The sequence below is a fragment of the Prosthecobacter sp. genome (assembly GCF_046154365.1).
GTDB lineage: Bacteria > Verrucomicrobiota > Verrucomicrobiia > Verrucomicrobiales > Verrucomicrobiaceae > Prosthecobacter.
In genome coordinates, this window is sequence record NZ_JBJXFV010000220.1 from 73218 (window position 1) to 87341 (window position 14124).

13 protein-coding genes are annotated in these 14124 nt (G+C 61.5%); 6 read left to right on the forward strand and 7 right to left on the reverse strand.

Annotated elements, in window-relative coordinates:
* Positions 1-103: 103 nt before the first annotated feature.
* From ACKVY0_RS27995 to ACKVY0_RS28005, 3 genes are all read right to left on the reverse strand, one after another.
* Positions 104-1240, reverse strand: a complete 1137-nt coding sequence (locus ACKVY0_RS27995; protein ID WP_409218175.1) for a transposase — start codon at positions 1238-1240, stop codon at positions 104-106.
* A 323-nt stretch (positions 1241-1563) separates the two neighbouring features.
* Positions 1564-2406 carry an acetyl-CoA carboxylase, carboxyltransferase subunit beta gene (accD, locus tag ACKVY0_RS28000; protein ID WP_409218176.1) on the reverse strand — a complete coding sequence of 281 codons (843 nt, stop codon included), beginning with the start codon at positions 2404-2406 and terminating at the stop codon, positions 1564-1566.
* Between the two features lie 144 nt (positions 2407-2550).
* Positions 2551-3342 (reverse strand): ComF family protein, encoded by a 792-nt coding sequence (locus tag ACKVY0_RS28005; RefSeq protein WP_409218177.1) that lies wholly within the window; start codon positions 3340-3342, stop codon positions 2551-2553.
* A 53-nt stretch (positions 3343-3395) separates the two neighbouring features.
* Here ACKVY0_RS28005 and purT point away from each other — a divergent pair, with 53 nt between their 5' ends.
* The 4 genes from purT to ACKVY0_RS28025 all read left to right on the forward strand — a co-directional run bounded on the left by purT (position 3396) and on the right by ACKVY0_RS28025 (position 6278).
* Entirely contained in the window at positions 3396-4577 is a 1182-nt protein-coding gene (purT, locus tag ACKVY0_RS28010) for a formate-dependent phosphoribosylglycinamide formyltransferase (RefSeq protein ID WP_409218178.1), read from the forward strand.
* Positions 4578-4666: 89 nt separating this feature from the next.
* Positions 4667-4948 (forward strand): hypothetical protein, encoded by a 282-nt coding sequence (locus ACKVY0_RS28015; protein WP_409218179.1) that lies wholly within the window; start codon positions 4667-4669, stop codon positions 4946-4948.
* The gene (locus ACKVY0_RS28020) at positions 4945-5355 is read left to right on the forward strand and encodes an HNH endonuclease (RefSeq protein WP_409218180.1); all 411 of its coding nucleotides are present in this window, start codon (positions 4945-4947) and stop codon (positions 5353-5355) included. Before ACKVY0_RS28015 ends, ACKVY0_RS28020 begins: the two co-directional genes overlap by 4 nt.
* An 80-nt stretch (positions 5356-5435) precedes the next feature.
* Positions 5436-6278, forward strand: a complete 843-nt coding sequence (locus ACKVY0_RS28025) for a transglutaminase-like domain-containing protein (RefSeq protein ID WP_409218181.1) — start codon at positions 5436-5438, stop codon at positions 6276-6278.
* 6 nt (positions 6279-6284) lie between these two features.
* Here the strand turns inward: ACKVY0_RS28025 and mtnP are convergent, their stop codons facing one another.
* A complete protein-coding gene (mtnP, locus tag ACKVY0_RS28030) occupies positions 6285-7157 on the reverse strand; it encodes an S-methyl-5'-thioadenosine phosphorylase (protein ID WP_409218182.1) in 873 nt (290 codons plus the stop codon).
* A 144-nt stretch (positions 7158-7301) separates the two neighbouring features.
* Here mtnP and ACKVY0_RS28035 point away from each other — a divergent pair, with 144 nt between their 5' ends.
* Both ACKVY0_RS28035 and ACKVY0_RS28040 read left to right on the forward strand, forming a co-directional pair.
* Positions 7302-7538 carry a YgdI/YgdR family lipoprotein gene (locus ACKVY0_RS28035; RefSeq protein ID WP_409218183.1) on the forward strand — a complete coding sequence of 79 codons (237 nt, stop codon included), beginning with the start codon at positions 7302-7304 and terminating at the stop codon, positions 7536-7538.
* Positions 7535-8113, forward strand: a complete 579-nt coding sequence (locus ACKVY0_RS28040; protein WP_409218184.1) for a Maf family protein — start codon at positions 7535-7537, stop codon at positions 8111-8113. The genes ACKVY0_RS28035 and ACKVY0_RS28040 overlap by 4 nt, the downstream gene beginning before the upstream one ends.
* 6 nt (positions 8114-8119) lie before the next feature.
* On the opposite strand, the gene ACKVY0_RS28045 is transcribed toward ACKVY0_RS28040, so the two are convergent.
* Genes ACKVY0_RS28045 through ACKVY0_RS28055 form a run of 3 tightly spaced genes read right to left on the reverse strand, consistent with a single transcriptional unit; the run spans position 8120 to position 14116 of the window.
* A complete protein-coding gene (locus tag ACKVY0_RS28045) occupies positions 8120-9868 on the reverse strand; it encodes a hypothetical protein (protein ID WP_409218185.1) in 1749 nt (582 codons plus the stop codon).
* 33 nt (positions 9869-9901) lie between these two features.
* Entirely contained in the window at positions 9902-12343 is a 2442-nt protein-coding gene (locus ACKVY0_RS28050) for a DUF3656 domain-containing U32 family peptidase (RefSeq protein WP_409218186.1), read from the reverse strand.
* Positions 12344-12376: 33 nt separating this feature from the next.
* Positions 12377-14116, reverse strand: a complete 1740-nt coding sequence (locus ACKVY0_RS28055; protein WP_409218187.1) for a molybdopterin-dependent oxidoreductase — start codon at positions 14114-14116, stop codon at positions 12377-12379.
* Positions 14117-14124 lie beyond the last annotated feature (8 nt).

Sequence of the window (14124 nt, forward strand, 5' to 3'; positions counted from 1 at the left end):
CTTGAGCAGGCTACGCCTTCTTTGCCGCGACCATGCAGACCAAAACCTTCGCAGAGCGCGGCAAACCTGATGTTGGCACCAGTTGCGCTGTTTATGGATGAATTCAACCGACGGGGGCCTTGCGAAGCTGGCGCAACGAGTAAAACGGCTGGGTGAATTCGCTGATGCGTTTGGCCCCATGCTTCCGCTTCGGGCTAAAGTTCTCGCGTTGCGCCTCGAAAATGCCCTCCACAAACGCCTTGCTGCCCAGGATGGCCCCGTCACTGAAGTAGCGCACACGCAGGCGCACCAGCTCCGTCGAACTTAGCTTCCCTCGCCCCGCCAGCACCACTCGGGCGGATTCCACGCTCACGCCGCGCTCCACCACCGTCACATTCTGCGCGTCCTTCACCTCCCGGCCTTCATCAAAGAGAATGCAGCGATACGCCTCCGCAGCTCCCGCCTCCTGCCAGCCGTCCACCGGCTTGCCGATGGCCTTGCACAGTCCGCGCTGTGCCCTCCGACTGCCGCCCAATGCCTCGGCATAACCACACCAGCGGTAGTCCTTCGGATCCTGCACCAGCCCCGCACGCACCGGGTTAAGATCGATGTAAGCCGCCATCGTGCGCAGCGCCTCGCCTTTGCCTTCCACCAGCACGCTCTTGAAACGGTCCATCCACAGCGTGCCACGGCGTCCGCGCCGCTTGTTGAACCAGCGGCTGAATCGCTCTTTCACTTCCTTCACAAACAAGGACAGCTCACAAAAGCGCCGCTTGAGCGTCTCGATCTTCTGTTGCGCCAGTGACTCTAGGCCACGCTGGCGCAGGTCGCTGAGTTCATCGCGCAACAGGCCCACGTAGGTCTTGCTGTAGAGGATGCGCAGGTGCTCCAGCAGCTTCGCTTCGCCCTGTGGGCCATCGAAGCGTTCCAGCCACGTCTCGCGCTGCGGCACCTCGGCCAGCAGGTGAAAGTGATTGCCCATCAAGCAGTAGGTCACGACCTTGATGCCACAAAACTCCGCCATCCGCCAGAGGACGCGCCGCAGCGCCTCTTTCTCCACGTCATCAAAGAACACCTCGCCACCGCAGGTGCGGGACATGACATGGTAGCAGTAGGATTCCAAGGGCCCTTTGCCCAGAATGCGCCGCCGACCGCCAGACCAAGAACGCGCGCCGGGATAGAGACCGGTTTTGGCGTTCACGCCGACAAGCTGTTCTTCGAGCGGGAGCGGTTGAGAATCAATGGATAGCGCGGATTTCATGGCAACGGAAGTTGGTCAAAAACCTGGCGGGTGCAACAACTGAATGCCTGGCATCATTATTGTCTCCATGACGCAAGCCCGTTGGGCCTGAGGTGCGCCGCCGGCATGAGGTAGAATGACTGTGGCGACAGCCCGGTCGTCTGCGTTGGGCGTTGGTTCGCTCAGTGCGCACCGTTCAGCCGGGCGGGCTTACGCCACACCCAGCCTACGACAGCATCCGGCGACACACGCGACATCTGCGGGTTCAGGATGGAACGCAGGACCGAGCAACCTAAAATCAGCCACAGCGGCATGCAGGCTCCTATTTGCCTGAAACGAAGCCGTTACGCCTTCTTTGCCACGACCATGTAACGCAGCACCTTCGCCAGCGTGGGCCGCATGTCCTTGCGGTCCACAATCATATCGACTAGGCCGTGCTGCATCATGAACTCGGCGGTCTGGAAGCCGGGGGGCAGGTCAGCGTGCGTGGTTTCCTTCACCACACGCGGGCCGGCGAAGCCGATCATGCACTTCGGCTCGGCAATGATGATGTCGCCGAGGGTGGCGAAGCTGGCGGTGACGCCGCCAGTGGTCGGATGCGTGAGCACGGAGATGTAGGGCAGGCGCGCTTCGGCATGACGGGCCAGGGCACCGCTGGTCTTGGCCATCTGCATGAGGCTCAGGATGCCCTCGTGCATGCGGGCGCCGCCGGAGGCGGAGAAGACGATGACCGGCTTGCGCTCGGCGGTGGCGGCCTCGATGGCGCGGGTGATTTTTTCGCCCACTACGCTGCCCATGCTGGCGCCGAGGAAGCGGAAATCCATGATCGCAACCAGCACGGCGACGCCTTCGATGGTGGCACGACCGGTGACGACGGCCTCAGTCAGTCCGGTTTTCACCTGATACGCCTTCACCTTGTCCAAATAGCCTTTGAAGCCGAGGGCGTTCACGGAATCGAGCTTCTGGTCCATCTCGACGAAGCTGCCTTCGTCCACCAGGCTGGCGATGCGCTCGTCCGAGCCGATGGTGAAGTGGTAGCCGCAACTGGTGCAGACGCGGAGGTTTTTGGCGAGCGCCTGCTCAAAGAGGCTTTCATTGCATGACGGACATTTCGTCCAGAGGCCTTCTGGCATGTCGCGTTTCTTTTCGCCTAGATCGTCAACGGAGCGTTTTTTGAAAAATCCCATGGTAGTTCAGTCAGTGTGGGCATCCTGCGGCGGCGGACCTGATGGCGCGTCTCCCCGAGTGGCATGTCGCAGGAGGTGCCGCAGCGGAAATCCGCCTGGCGTTCGCACTGTCAGGCCCGGCCTAGGCCGGACGCGGGGGCGATCCTAGCCGCGTGCAACGGTGATGACCACCACTTTTTCTGCCCCACCCTCACGCCGCAAAATCCGGGCGCATTCACTGGTCGTCGCTCCCGTGGTGAAAACATCGTCCACCAGCAGGATACGGCGGCCCTGGGTGCTGCTGATTTTCTGCCAAAACCGGGATTGCCGCAGCGCAAAGGCACCCCGCAGGTTCCGCAGCCGTTCATCACGATCCAGATTCGCCTGCGAGTCCGTCTCGCGAATACGGACGAGCACGTTCGCGGCGGGAATCCCGGTTAATTGCGACAGCCGCAGGCACAGCTCCCAGCTTTGATTGAACTCGCGGTCCATTTCCCGGCTGCGATGCAGCGGCACCGGCACCAGCAGCCAGTCCGCGAGATTTTCCTGCGCCAGCCGGGGTTCTTCCAACGTACGCAGCAGCAGCGTGGCCAGCACACCCCGCAGATGCAGCCGCCGCTCATACTTGAACTGATGCACCAGCTCCCGCACCGCCTCCTCCGCACGACACGCCGCCACGGCAAATTCAAACGCCAGTTTGCGCCCGTCACAGTTCATGCAGCGGAACGCATGCGTGAACGCACCGTCATAGACCTCGCCGCACACCTTGCAATACGGCGACTCCACCAATGGCAACGCATCTTCACAGGTACGGCAAAAATACCCGGATGCCTCGTCTCCCAGCGGCACATGACACACGCTGCACAGGCGTGGATAGATCAGATCTACAAATGCCGACCACACGGGTTGCAGCATCCGCCGCGTACGAGATTCAACTGGCGGGCCGGGATAAGGCATGACCCATGTTAATTGCGATTTGAAGCATGCCAACTGCAAGCCTAAATCCACGCATGGCACGCATCGGCACCCCCCTCTCCTCCACCGCAACGAAAGTCATGCTCCTCGGCTCCGGCGAGTTGGGCAAAGAAGTCGTTATCGAACTGCAACGTCTCGGCTGCGAGGTCATCGCCGTGGATCGTTACGCGAATGCGCCGGCCATGCAGGTCGCGCATCGCAGCCATATCGTCTCGATGCTGGATGGTGAGGCGTTGCGCCGCCTCGTGGAAGTGGAGAAACCCGACTGCATCGTGCCCGAAATCGAAGCCATCGCCACCGACACGCTACTGGAACTCGAAAATGAAGGCTTCCGCGTCGTGCCCACCGCCCGTGCGGCCAAACTCACGATGAACCGCGAAGGCATCCGTCGCCTCGCCGCTGAAGAACTCGGCCTCAAGACCTCGCCGTATGTGTTTGCGGCCACCGAAGAGGAGTTCCGGGCCGCGATTGCAAAAATCGGCATGCCCTGCGTCATCAAGCCGATCATGAGCAGCTCCGGCAAGGGTCAGAGCGTCGTCAAAACCGCCGCCGACATCGAACACTCGTGGAAATACGCCCAGGAAGGTGGTCGCGCCGGCAAGGGCAAGGTCATCGTCGAAGGCTTCGTCGATTTCGACTACGAGATCACCATGCTCACCGTGCGGCATGCCGGCGGCACGTCGTTCTGCGCTCCCGTGGGCCACACGCAGATCAAAGGCGACTACCGCGAGTCCTGGCAGCCGCATCCGATGTCGAAACAAGCCCTCGCTGCCGCCGAACACATGGCCGGAGCCATCACTGAAGCGCTTGGGGGCCGCGGACTCTTCGGCGTCGAGATGTTCATCAAAGGCGACGACGTGATCTTCAGCGAAGTTTCGCCGCGTCCGCATGACACCGGCCTCGTCACGCTCATTTCACAGGATTTGAGCGAGTTCGCGCTGCATGTGCGCGCCATCCTCGGCCTGCCCATTCCCAACATCCACCAGCACGGCCCCAGCGCGAGCTGTGCTGTGCTCGTGGAAGGTGAATCAGCCAAGGTTCAATTCGGTGCGCTCGACAAGGTGCTCGCCGAACCCGACACGCAGATCCGCCTCTTTGGCAAACCCAACGTCAGCGGCCAGCGCCGCATGGCCGTGACCCTCGCCCGTGCCGAGAACATCAACGAAGCCCGCGCCAAGGCCCACCGTGCCGCGAAGGCGATGGAAATCCGGCTGTGACGACGGCCTAGATTCGTGCTTGCGCTGATATGAGCAAACAGTCAATGTCATTAAGTTAATGACATTGAGCAAACAGTCATCATTTTCACATGACAGGTAACGTTCAACCGCCAGAAGCCGCCATTCTGCAGCGCCTCGTCGATCCGCGCCGCTGTGGCTGGTCGGAACAGGCCGCGCAGGCCGTGCTCAAGCTCAACTTCTCCTCGGAAGACCAGGAGCGTGCCTCTGAACTCGCCGACCGTGCCAACCAGGGCATTCTCACCAAGGACGAGGAGCGTGAGATGGAAAGCTATCTGCGGCTGGGAACCCTGGTGGATCTGATGCAGTCCAAGGCCCGTCTTTATCTGCGCGAACTCAGGCCCGCAGCATGAGCCGGGTGACGCCAGCCGTCGCCGCCACCGTGCGTGCCCGGGCGCAACACCGCTGCGAGTACTGCCATCTGCGCCCGGAATGGACCATCATGCCATTCCAGGTGGATCACATCATCGCCCAGAAGCATCGGGGCGATTCCCAGGAGCAAAATCTCGCGTTTGCCTGCCTGCGCTGCAATGCCCGCAAGGGGCCGAACGTGGCGGGGGTTAATCCAGTCGAGGGGCAGATCACGCCGCTGTTTCATCCACGTCATGATGTTTGGGAGGAGCATTTTGAATGGCATGGTGCCTGGTTGTTTGGCCGCACCGCCCGCGCTCGTGCCACCATTGATGTCCTTGGCATCAATGACGCTGAAGCGGTGCAGGCCAGGGAAGGCATGATGACCGAAGGGCGGAACTTCGGTTAAAACCTGTGGGCCGGATGGAAATCCGGCACTGACACATTTCGTCATTGCGTTGGATGCGCCGGTCATGCTAACACCATGCCATGCCCGCGCTCGCTCACCTGAGCCATCTCATCAAATTGCTGGACGACGACTCCGAAGTCGTGCGTCAGGCGGTGAAGCAGGAGCTGACCGGCATGCGGCGTGAACTCCCGCAGCGCATTGAGACGCTGGAGACGCCGCTCAGCGCTGATGAGGAGCGTCTCGTGGCGCAGATGCTCGATCCGGCACGCCGCACCGAACTCGAAGAAACCTGGATGCGCTGGCGCTGGATGGACGGCCCGGATGCGCAGCTTGAGGAAGGCTTGAGCCAGCTTTCCGCCTTCTTGAACGGCTGGAAGACGCAGTCTGCCGATCTCGCCAAACGGCTCGACGCGATGGCGGAGGAAGCCTTTGCCGAAAATGGCCGCATGGACGCGCATGAACTCGCGCAATGGCTGTTCGCGCCGCGTGGCGGCATCACACGCTTCCGTGGCAACAGCAAGGACTACTACTCACCCGCCAACAGCAATCTGTTCTGGGTGTTCGACACCGGCCTGGGCAATCCGATCAGCCTCTGCTGCCTCTACCGCCTGCTGGGGCAGCGTTTTGGCCTCGAAATCGAAGGCTGCAACTTCCCCGGCCACTTCCTCTCCCGCGTCACCTATCGCGACAAAACCTGGCTGGTCGATTGCTTCAACCGCGGCCGCTTCATGCTGGCCGCTGACGTAGCGAAGCATCATCCCGCCGCCAATCCCGGCATGGAAGACCTCATTCGCGAACCCGCCACCGCCGATGGCACCCTGCTGCGCATCCTGCGCAATCTCGACGAGGCCTACGAACGCCTCGGCAACCTCCCGGAACGCCAGTTCATGCGCCGCCTGGCGGTGAAGCTGATGGAGGATTGATCAGCCTCACAGAAACCGCTGCAACATCGGCAGCAGATCTTCCACCGTCTGTTCCGGCCACAGTTTGCGATCGGTCATGAGTGCGGTGTCGAGCGCACGATGCTCCGGCCAGTTCGGCTCGGTGGGAATCTGCGGAATGACCTGCGCGAGGATGGCTTTCGCGGCGGCGACATTGGCATGCAGATGGCCGATGACGGATTCGGCGGTCACCGCTTCTTCCTCGACCTTCCAGCAGTCGTAATCCGTGATCATCGCCAGCGTGGCGAGGGCGATCTCGGCTTCGCGGGCAAGTTTGGCCTCGGGCAGGTTCGTCATGCCGATGACATCGAAGCCAAGCTGGCGGTGTGCGTTCGATTCCGCCCGCGTGGAGAAAGCGGGACCATCCATGCAGACGTAGGTGCCACCGTTGTGGACGCGGCGGCCTTGGGCCACGGCGGCGTCATGCAGCAGCGAGCGCAGACCGGCCGAAATGGGGTCACCAAAGGAGACATGACCGACGATGCCACGGCCAAAGAAGGTATGCTGATCACGGCGGCTGGTGCGGTCGAAGAACTGATCCGGCAGGACGATGTCACGCGGATGGTATTGCTCTTGCAGGCTGCCCACAGCGGTGACGGCGATGATCCAGCGCACGTTCAGGCTGCGCAGCGCCCAGAGATTCGCACGGTGGTTCAGCTCGGTGGGCAGGATGCGGTGGCCTTTGGCATGCCGTGGCAGGAAATAGACGCGACGTCCTGCCAACGTGCCTGTCACCAGCGCATCCGAAGGGTTGCCAAACGGTGTCTCCACGTTGATTTCCTCACGATTTTCCAAGCCTTCGAGGTCGTACAAGCCGGAACCGCCGATGATGCCGATGGCCGGGGGAAATTTTTCACTCATGCGGGCAGGTTAAAAGGCACGGCTGCTGCTTCAAGCTGCTTCATCCTCATGCTTGAAAATGTCACCGGCATGAAGGATGAACAGAATCGTCGAAAGTCGCATCTGAATGCCACCGTTCCACTTCTACCAATAGCCATGAACACCATGCGCCGCCTCCTGCTGATCCTGCCCGCCATCTCCCTCGCTGCCTGCTCCATGCCCAGCATGCTGGCATCCACCGCACCGTACACGATCAAGCTCAAGGACGGCCGTGAGGTGCTCAGCGCCGGTGAGCCGCAGTATCAGGAAAAGACCGGCTACTACCGCTACCGCACCCCGCAGAAGCGCGATGCACTGATCCGTGCGGATGAAGTGGTGAAGATCGTGGAGCAGCGCGCGTGAGCCAGCACGGGACGCAACGTCCGCTGGTGCTCGCCTCCGCCTCGCCGCGTCGTGTTGAGCTGCTGCACGCAGCAGGTTTTGAATTTGAAATCATCCTGCCGCAGGTCGAGGAGGCACACGATGCCGCACTGACGCCGGAAGCGCTCACGATCGAAAACGCCCGGCGCAAAGCACTCGCCGGAAGTGTGTTGAGGCCCGGAGCGCTCGTGCTCGGCGCTGACACGCTGGTTTATGTGGATGGCGAGCCGCTGGGTAAGCCTGCGGACATGGCCGAGGCGCTGCACATGGTGCGTCGTCTCTCCGGCCGCACGCACGAGGTCTGCACCGGCGTGGTGTTTGCGTGTGACGGCAGCGTGGAGCATGCCTTGCATGTGATCACTCACGTCACGTTCAAGCCGCTCACCGATGCGATTATCCACGCCTACCACGCCCAAGTGAACCCGCTCGACAAAGCCGGTGCCTACGGCATCCAGGCCTGCACGGACATGCTGCTCGACCACATGACAGGCTCGTTTACGAACGTCGTCGGCCTGCCGATGGATGAAGTGACTGCCGCGCTCCAAGCGGTGGCCTGACCAGCGCTACTTCATTTTGAAGAAGTCCTCGCCCTTGATGACTTTGCCCTCGCCCATCACCACGGTGAACTTGCCGTTGTTGCGCCTCGCCAGATCATCCAGTTCGCGCGCAGCATCCGGCTGCTGCATCGCGCTGGTGTGAATCACCGTCATGGGTGCCCGGCGTTTGTTTTCGGCCGTGATGATGTCAATCCAGCCCATTTCGTCAGACCGGTTGCCGTCGGTCATGAAAAAGATCACATCAGGCTTCGGGCTGGCGTTCAGCGCCATGAGCAGCCCCGACCCCCAGTTGGTGCCGCCTGGATTGTCCGACCGTTCGATGATTTCCCGGCTGTCCTGCAGCGAGAACGGGCTGGCTTGGAGGAATTTGAAAGTGGGGATCTTCACCTGCTTGAAATCCTTCGGTTCGATCTCCCAGCGGTACTTGAGGAGCGCGTCTGGTTTCCGGCTGTCCACCTCGTTGTGCGGCCAGGCGAAGTCGGAAAAGAACAGAATCTGGTAAGCGGTTCCCATGGGGATCTGGCTGATGCTCTTAACCAGCTCCTTTTTCAGCAGATCAAAGCGCGAGATTTTCTCCCCCTGCCCGATGGCGGACATGGAACCCGACACATCCACAACAAACACCACCCGCCGCCCGATGGCGGTCTGGCCCACGAAACTGAACTTGCCGCCACGTCCGATCCCGGCACCGAAACCACCGCCCGCGCCACCCGCGCCCATGCCCAGCGGCTTACTCGCCCCCAGCACACCCGCTTTGCTGATGTCCATGCGGTTGTTGATCTTCGAAAAATCCATCATGTCCATCGGCGGCATCTCCGGCAGCACCACATTCGCCGTCAGCGACTGCACCGCGAGCTTGCGCATCTGCGGCTTTGTCTTCAGCCAGGGGTTTTTCTTCTGCTGAATCTTGTGCGTCAACTCCTCGGCAGCGGCCTGCGACTGCGGTGAACTGCCACCGGGCAGGAAGTCCACCTGCCGCTCCATCACTTGCGTGACACCGACGAAGGCCGCGATCGACAGCAGGAACAGATGCACGCCCACGCTCAAGCCCAGCGAACTCACACCCACTTTTTCCGCCAGCTTCCGCCAGCGGGTTTTTTTGGCCGTGTCTGGATCCTCTGGCTCCGTCGGCGCAGGTTTCGGCGCGATGAACGGCTTGGGGTTTGCCAAGGTGTCTGCCGGCTCTTGCGCCTGGGGCAATGACTCCATTTTGGCCTTCCCTGTCGGCATCGGCGGCGGTGAGACCGGCGCACCAGCCTTCTCCTGCGCACGCCGTCCACTGAAAGAGACCGCCGGTGTCGCCACCGGCCCGCTGTTTTTTTCATCCCGCAGCCGCACGGCTTCAGGGGCACGCGGCACGGGCAGGGGCGCTTCCGGCTGCTTGGGTTTTGCTACCGCCTTTTCTTGCGGAGGGCTGGCCACCGCGGCCTGTTCCTTTTCAAACGCCTCCCACAAGGCACGTCCATCCTGCCCTGGTTCCGCAGGCGCTTTCGGCAGCCGTCCTGCTTCTGCTACATCGGCCTCGAAAATGCGCTCCTTCTTCGCTGACTGCGGCACCTGAACGGAACGGGGTGGAGCCTGCGGCGTTGGTGCAACCACCGGAGACTCCTCATGCACCGGCTGCTCCGGCTCTACCGCCCCAGGCTGCGGCTGGCGACGTCCCGTCTCCCACAGGGCTTCTTTCTCAATGGCATCCTCCTCCGTCGAATCGACGGTTGGCAGGAAACTAAAATCGTCGGGAACGTGCCTGGGCATGGCGGCTTGATTGTCGTGGTAAACGCGCCCAGTTCAAGAAAGTTCCTGCAATGTTCCGCGGGTGACCCCGAGCTGGCTTTGGGCCTTCAAATCACGCCAGATCTCGTCACCATCGCGCTGACCGGCCAACAGCTCCTGGTAGGTGCGCAGGACGATCATCGCCTCATCGGCGTCTTCTTCGAGCAGCTCGACGCGGAAGCAGCTCAGGCCGTGCTCGCGAAGTTCGGCAAAAAATTGCGCGCCCGTTTGCGCCACGGCATTGAACAGCGTGTTGCGGCAGCCGACATCGGCCTTCAACGGGTGATTCATACCCACGCGGTCACGCAGGTGGACCCGATGGCGGTCGCAGGGGCGGCCGCAGTTGGTGAAATCGGTGCCGTTGCTCATGAACGCGGCAAAGACGCAGTGCTCCATGTGAAACATCGGCATGTGCTGGTGCAGCGTGAGTTCAAACCACGACGGCGGTGCCGCAGCGAGCAGATCGACCACCTGCTCGATGTTGAGGTCGTAGCTGACGGTCAACCGCTCCAGGCCGGACTTTTTCAAGATCTCAGCGGTCAGCGGATTCGCCACGTTGAGCGAAAAATCGCCCGTCATCGGGATTTTCGCGTCCTGGAAGAACGAAATGGCTCCGAGATTGCGAATGAGCACGCCATGCGGCTCCGCACGCTCGATGAGCTTGAAGAAACCGACCTCGCCCGACTTCTGAATGCGTGGCGTCGCCAGCCAGACCTGCGCCGTGTCGCTGCTGGCCTTGATGTGCTTCACCGCGTCCGCATAGCGGCGGATGTCTTCGAAATCGAGGTAGAGACGCGGAATGCCGAGCACCAGCGCCGCGTCGATGTGCGCCAGCGTGCGGCACAACGCATGAAGCTGGAGTTCCGCCGGTGCATTGGCATTCCCACGCGATGGCATGAGAGATTCGAGTGTCCCCGTGCTTGCCGGAGTTTGCTTTGCCGACAAATCGGCGACGCTCGCCAAGGCAATCAAATCACGCCTCATCCGGTTCAGCTCACTGATGGGCAGCATGACTTCGCCTTCGACATCAAATTGCACGCTGCCGAGTTCGAACTCCGTGCCGCCGAGGCGGCTGAACTGCTCGATGAAGGCGGACGGCGTCAGCGGCCGCTTCATCGCGGCCTGCAACGCCATGGTGGAGGCAATGCTATGAACACCGCTATGCACAACGAGCGGTTCGCCGACTTTGCCCGTGACGTGGAGATCAAGCTGGCGCTGCTTCCGAATCGGAATGTCTCCCTCAAACGACTGCCGCAAGGCCCGGTTGAGCGCTGGATCACTCGTTTTGAAGACACGCATGCCGATCTGCACGTCTTCCATGCGCAAATGCCCGTGACGGAAGCTCAGGGCGCTGCCGCGCATCTCATAGACGCTGCCGCCTTGCTCGTAGTTCGTGTCGGCAAGGTTTTCAAAGACGACGCCGTCGCCCGGCTTCATGGCGATGTGCAATTCATCGAGTTCCAGCGTGTCCGCACCAAGAATGCGCGTGACCTGGCCGACATACGGCCCACGCTTCTTGCCGTAGTAAGCACCGACAAGCTCCTGATGGTTCACGCCGTGCATCCAGCCGGGATAAAGGCCGCGTGAGAACGTCATTTCGAGCGCATATCGATCTGCATCACTCGCAGGAGCCGGTTGATTGGCCAGCGCACGATCAATGGCCGCACGATAGACCTGCGTGACACCAGCGACGTATTCCGGCGTTTTGAGACGACCTTCGATCTTGAAGCTGCGGATGCCCAGCTCGATCAGGCGCGGAATTTCATCCACCGCAGCAAGGTCCTGCGGCGAAAGCAGGTAGCGCTTGTCACCGAGGTCACGTTGTTCGCCATCGACGATCATGTCATACGGCATGCGGCAAGCCTGCGCGCATTCACCGCGATTCGCACTGCGACGACCCAACGACTCGCTGGTGAGACACTGCCCCGAGTAAGCGACACACAAGGCCCCATGCACAAACACTTCGAGCGGCACCTGCGCGTCTTTGAAGCGCTCCAGCTCGCGCATGGAAAGCTCACGCGCGAGCACCGCTTGGTCGATGTTGAGCTGCTTCGCGAATTCGAGGCCCTCGGGCGAAGTAATCGTCATCTGCGTGCTCGCATGCAGCCGCAGCTTCGGTGTGAGCGCCTTCACCATGCGCGCAAGGCCGAGATCCTGCACGATCACGGCATCCACACCGCTGTCTTCGAGCAAACGAAGCTGGGTTTCGGCATCCGGCAGTTCCTTGGTGAAGATGAGCGTGTTGAAGGCCACATAGCCCTTCACCCCATGCTCATGGAGAAACTTCATCAACTCCGGCAGGTCTTCAGCGGTGAAGTTGTCCGCCCGCAATCGCGCATTGAAGCGCGGCATGCCAAAGTAAATCGCATCCGCGCCGTTGGCGACGGCTGCACGCGCACAGTCCCAGTTTCCGGCAGGAGAGAGAAGTTCGGGACGTGGCAAAGTGGAGGGCGGCATGCGGCCTATGACTACAGGCGCACGGCCTCACACTCAACCGACGATGATACCCTTCGATTTGCGCTCTTTCTCGCGATCCAGCAGCGGGATTTTCTCAGCAGTTTCGAGCACTTGAACGCCCTGGTCACCGATCTTGGAGAAGGTGAGGCCATTCAAGGCGCTCACTTCGGTGGTGAGGCGTTTGAAGACGTCTTCGGCGGTGTGGATGCCGTTGCTGCCGCCGAGGGCGACGATGAGGTCGCGGAGGATTTCCCAGGTGTCGTGGGCGTGGCCAGGAGCTTTGACGGCCTTGTTCAGGCGCTGGAGACGGCCGGTGACGTTGATCATACTGCCGCGCTTCTCGGCGTAAGCGGTGCCGGGGAGGACGACATCGCTGAGTTCAGCGCTGGCGTTGGCGAGGATGTGCAAGGAGGCGATGAACGGGACTTTTTCGAGGTCGCGCTGCGCAAAGCCGACTTTGAGCAGGTTTTCGCCGAGAGCGAGCACGGCACGGAGGCGGCCACGGCTCATGAGTTCGTGAATTTCAGCGAGTTTGGCTCCGGGTTCGATGCCGAGGATGAGTTTGGCCCCGTTAGTGTTCGGATTGAGGTCGTCGGCGCGGAGGTAGTTGTCGGAGCCGCCGGTGCGGGGGATGACATCGACGTTGGTGGTGCCGAGTTGGGCGGCGAGGCGCTTCACGAAGAACAATTCCTCGTTCGTCATGCGCGCGCTGGCGATGATGGCGATTTCTTCGCCTTTCTTGCCGGCCAACGCGGTGGCGATGTTGCTGAGCGCGGCTTTCCAAGTGGCAATGTTGTGTTTGCCGCCGGTCTTGATCATCGGATCGGTGAGGCGGAATTCGCTGTTCACGAAATGGAAGTCGAGACGGCCGCTGTCGCACATCCAGGAGGAGTTGACGGCGTTGTTGTCGCGTGGGGTCTGGCGATAGACGGTTTCACCGCGTGCGCCGATCTCCATGTTGCAACCACGGCCGCAGCCGGTGCAGATGCTGTTGGTTTCGGTGAGGAACCACACACGCTGCTGGAAGCGGAAGTCGTTGCTGGTGAGTGCGCCGACGGGGCAGATGTCCACCGTGTTGAGCGAGTAGTTGTTTTCGAGGCGCTTGCCGGGATGCACGGCGAGTGTCGTGTGGCTGCCGCGTTCGGTGAAGCCGAGCACCGGATCGTCGGCGATCTCGGCGGTGAAGCGGATGCAGCGGCTGCACATGATGCAGCGCTCGTCATCGAGGCGCACACGCGGGCCGATATCGACGTTCTTCGGCTTCTTGACCTTGTCTTCGCGGAAGCGGCTCTCGCCTTTGCCGTGCTCGACGCTGAACTCCTGGAGGCGGCATTCGCCGGCTTGATCGCAGATGGGGCAGTCGAGCGGGTGATTGATGAGGAGGAATTCCATCACGCCTTTGCGGCATTCCTGCGTGAGCAACGAGTCGGTGCGGATGCCCATGCCTTCAGCAACGGTGTTGGCGCACGCGATGACGGCGCGTGGCATCCAGCCGATCTTTGGCATGCCATGCTCGTCTTTTTCTGGCTCGGTGCCGGGCGCGGGACGCGGCGGCATGCCCATCTCGACGAGGCACATGCGGCAGTTGCCGGGAGAGGACAATTTGGGGTGGTAGCAGTAGTGCGGGACTTCTTTTTTCGCCTGTTTGCACGCTTCGATCATGCGCGTGCCTTTGGGGAACTTGAGCCAGACGCCGTCGATCTGCACATTCACCTGGTCGGCAGGCGGTGGTGCGGTGGGAGTGGCAACGGGGGCTTCAGCAGGAGCGGGCATGAAAATGG

Coding starts and splice junctions, on each gene's coding strand:
- ACKVY0_RS27995 (WP_409218175.1), bottom strand. CDS start 1,240: ATGAAATCCGCGCTATCCATTGATTCTCAACCGCTCCCGCTCGAAGAA.
- accD (WP_409218176.1), bottom strand. CDS start 2,406: ATGGGATTTTTCAAAAAACGCTCCGTTGACGATCTAGGCGAAAAGAAA.
- ACKVY0_RS28005 (WP_409218177.1), bottom strand. CDS start 3,342: ATGCCTTATCCCGGCCCGCCAGTTGAATCTCGTACGCGGCGGATGCTG.
- purT (WP_409218178.1), top strand. CDS start 3,396: ATGGCACGCATCGGCACCCCCCTCTCCTCCACCGCAACGAAAGTCATG.
- ACKVY0_RS28015 (WP_409218179.1), top strand. CDS start 4,667: ATGACAGGTAACGTTCAACCGCCAGAAGCCGCCATTCTGCAGCGCCTC.
- ACKVY0_RS28020 (WP_409218180.1), top strand. CDS start 4,945: ATGAGCCGGGTGACGCCAGCCGTCGCCGCCACCGTGCGTGCCCGGGCG.
- ACKVY0_RS28025 (WP_409218181.1), top strand. CDS start 5,436: ATGCCCGCGCTCGCTCACCTGAGCCATCTCATCAAATTGCTGGACGAC.
- mtnP (WP_409218182.1), bottom strand. CDS start 7,157: ATGAGTGAAAAATTTCCCCCGGCCATCGGCATCATCGGCGGTTCCGGC.
- ACKVY0_RS28035 (WP_409218183.1), top strand. CDS start 7,302: ATGCGCCGCCTCCTGCTGATCCTGCCCGCCATCTCCCTCGCTGCCTGC.
- ACKVY0_RS28045 (WP_409218185.1), bottom strand. CDS start 9,868: ATGCCCAGGCACGTTCCCGACGATTTTAGTTTCCTGCCAACCGTCGAT.
- ACKVY0_RS28050 (WP_409218186.1), bottom strand. CDS start 12,343: ATGCCGCCCTCCACTTTGCCACGTCCCGAACTTCTCTCTCCTGCCGGA.
- ACKVY0_RS28055 (WP_409218187.1), bottom strand. CDS start 14,116: ATGCCCGCTCCTGCTGAAGCCCCCGTTGCCACTCCCACCGCACCACCG.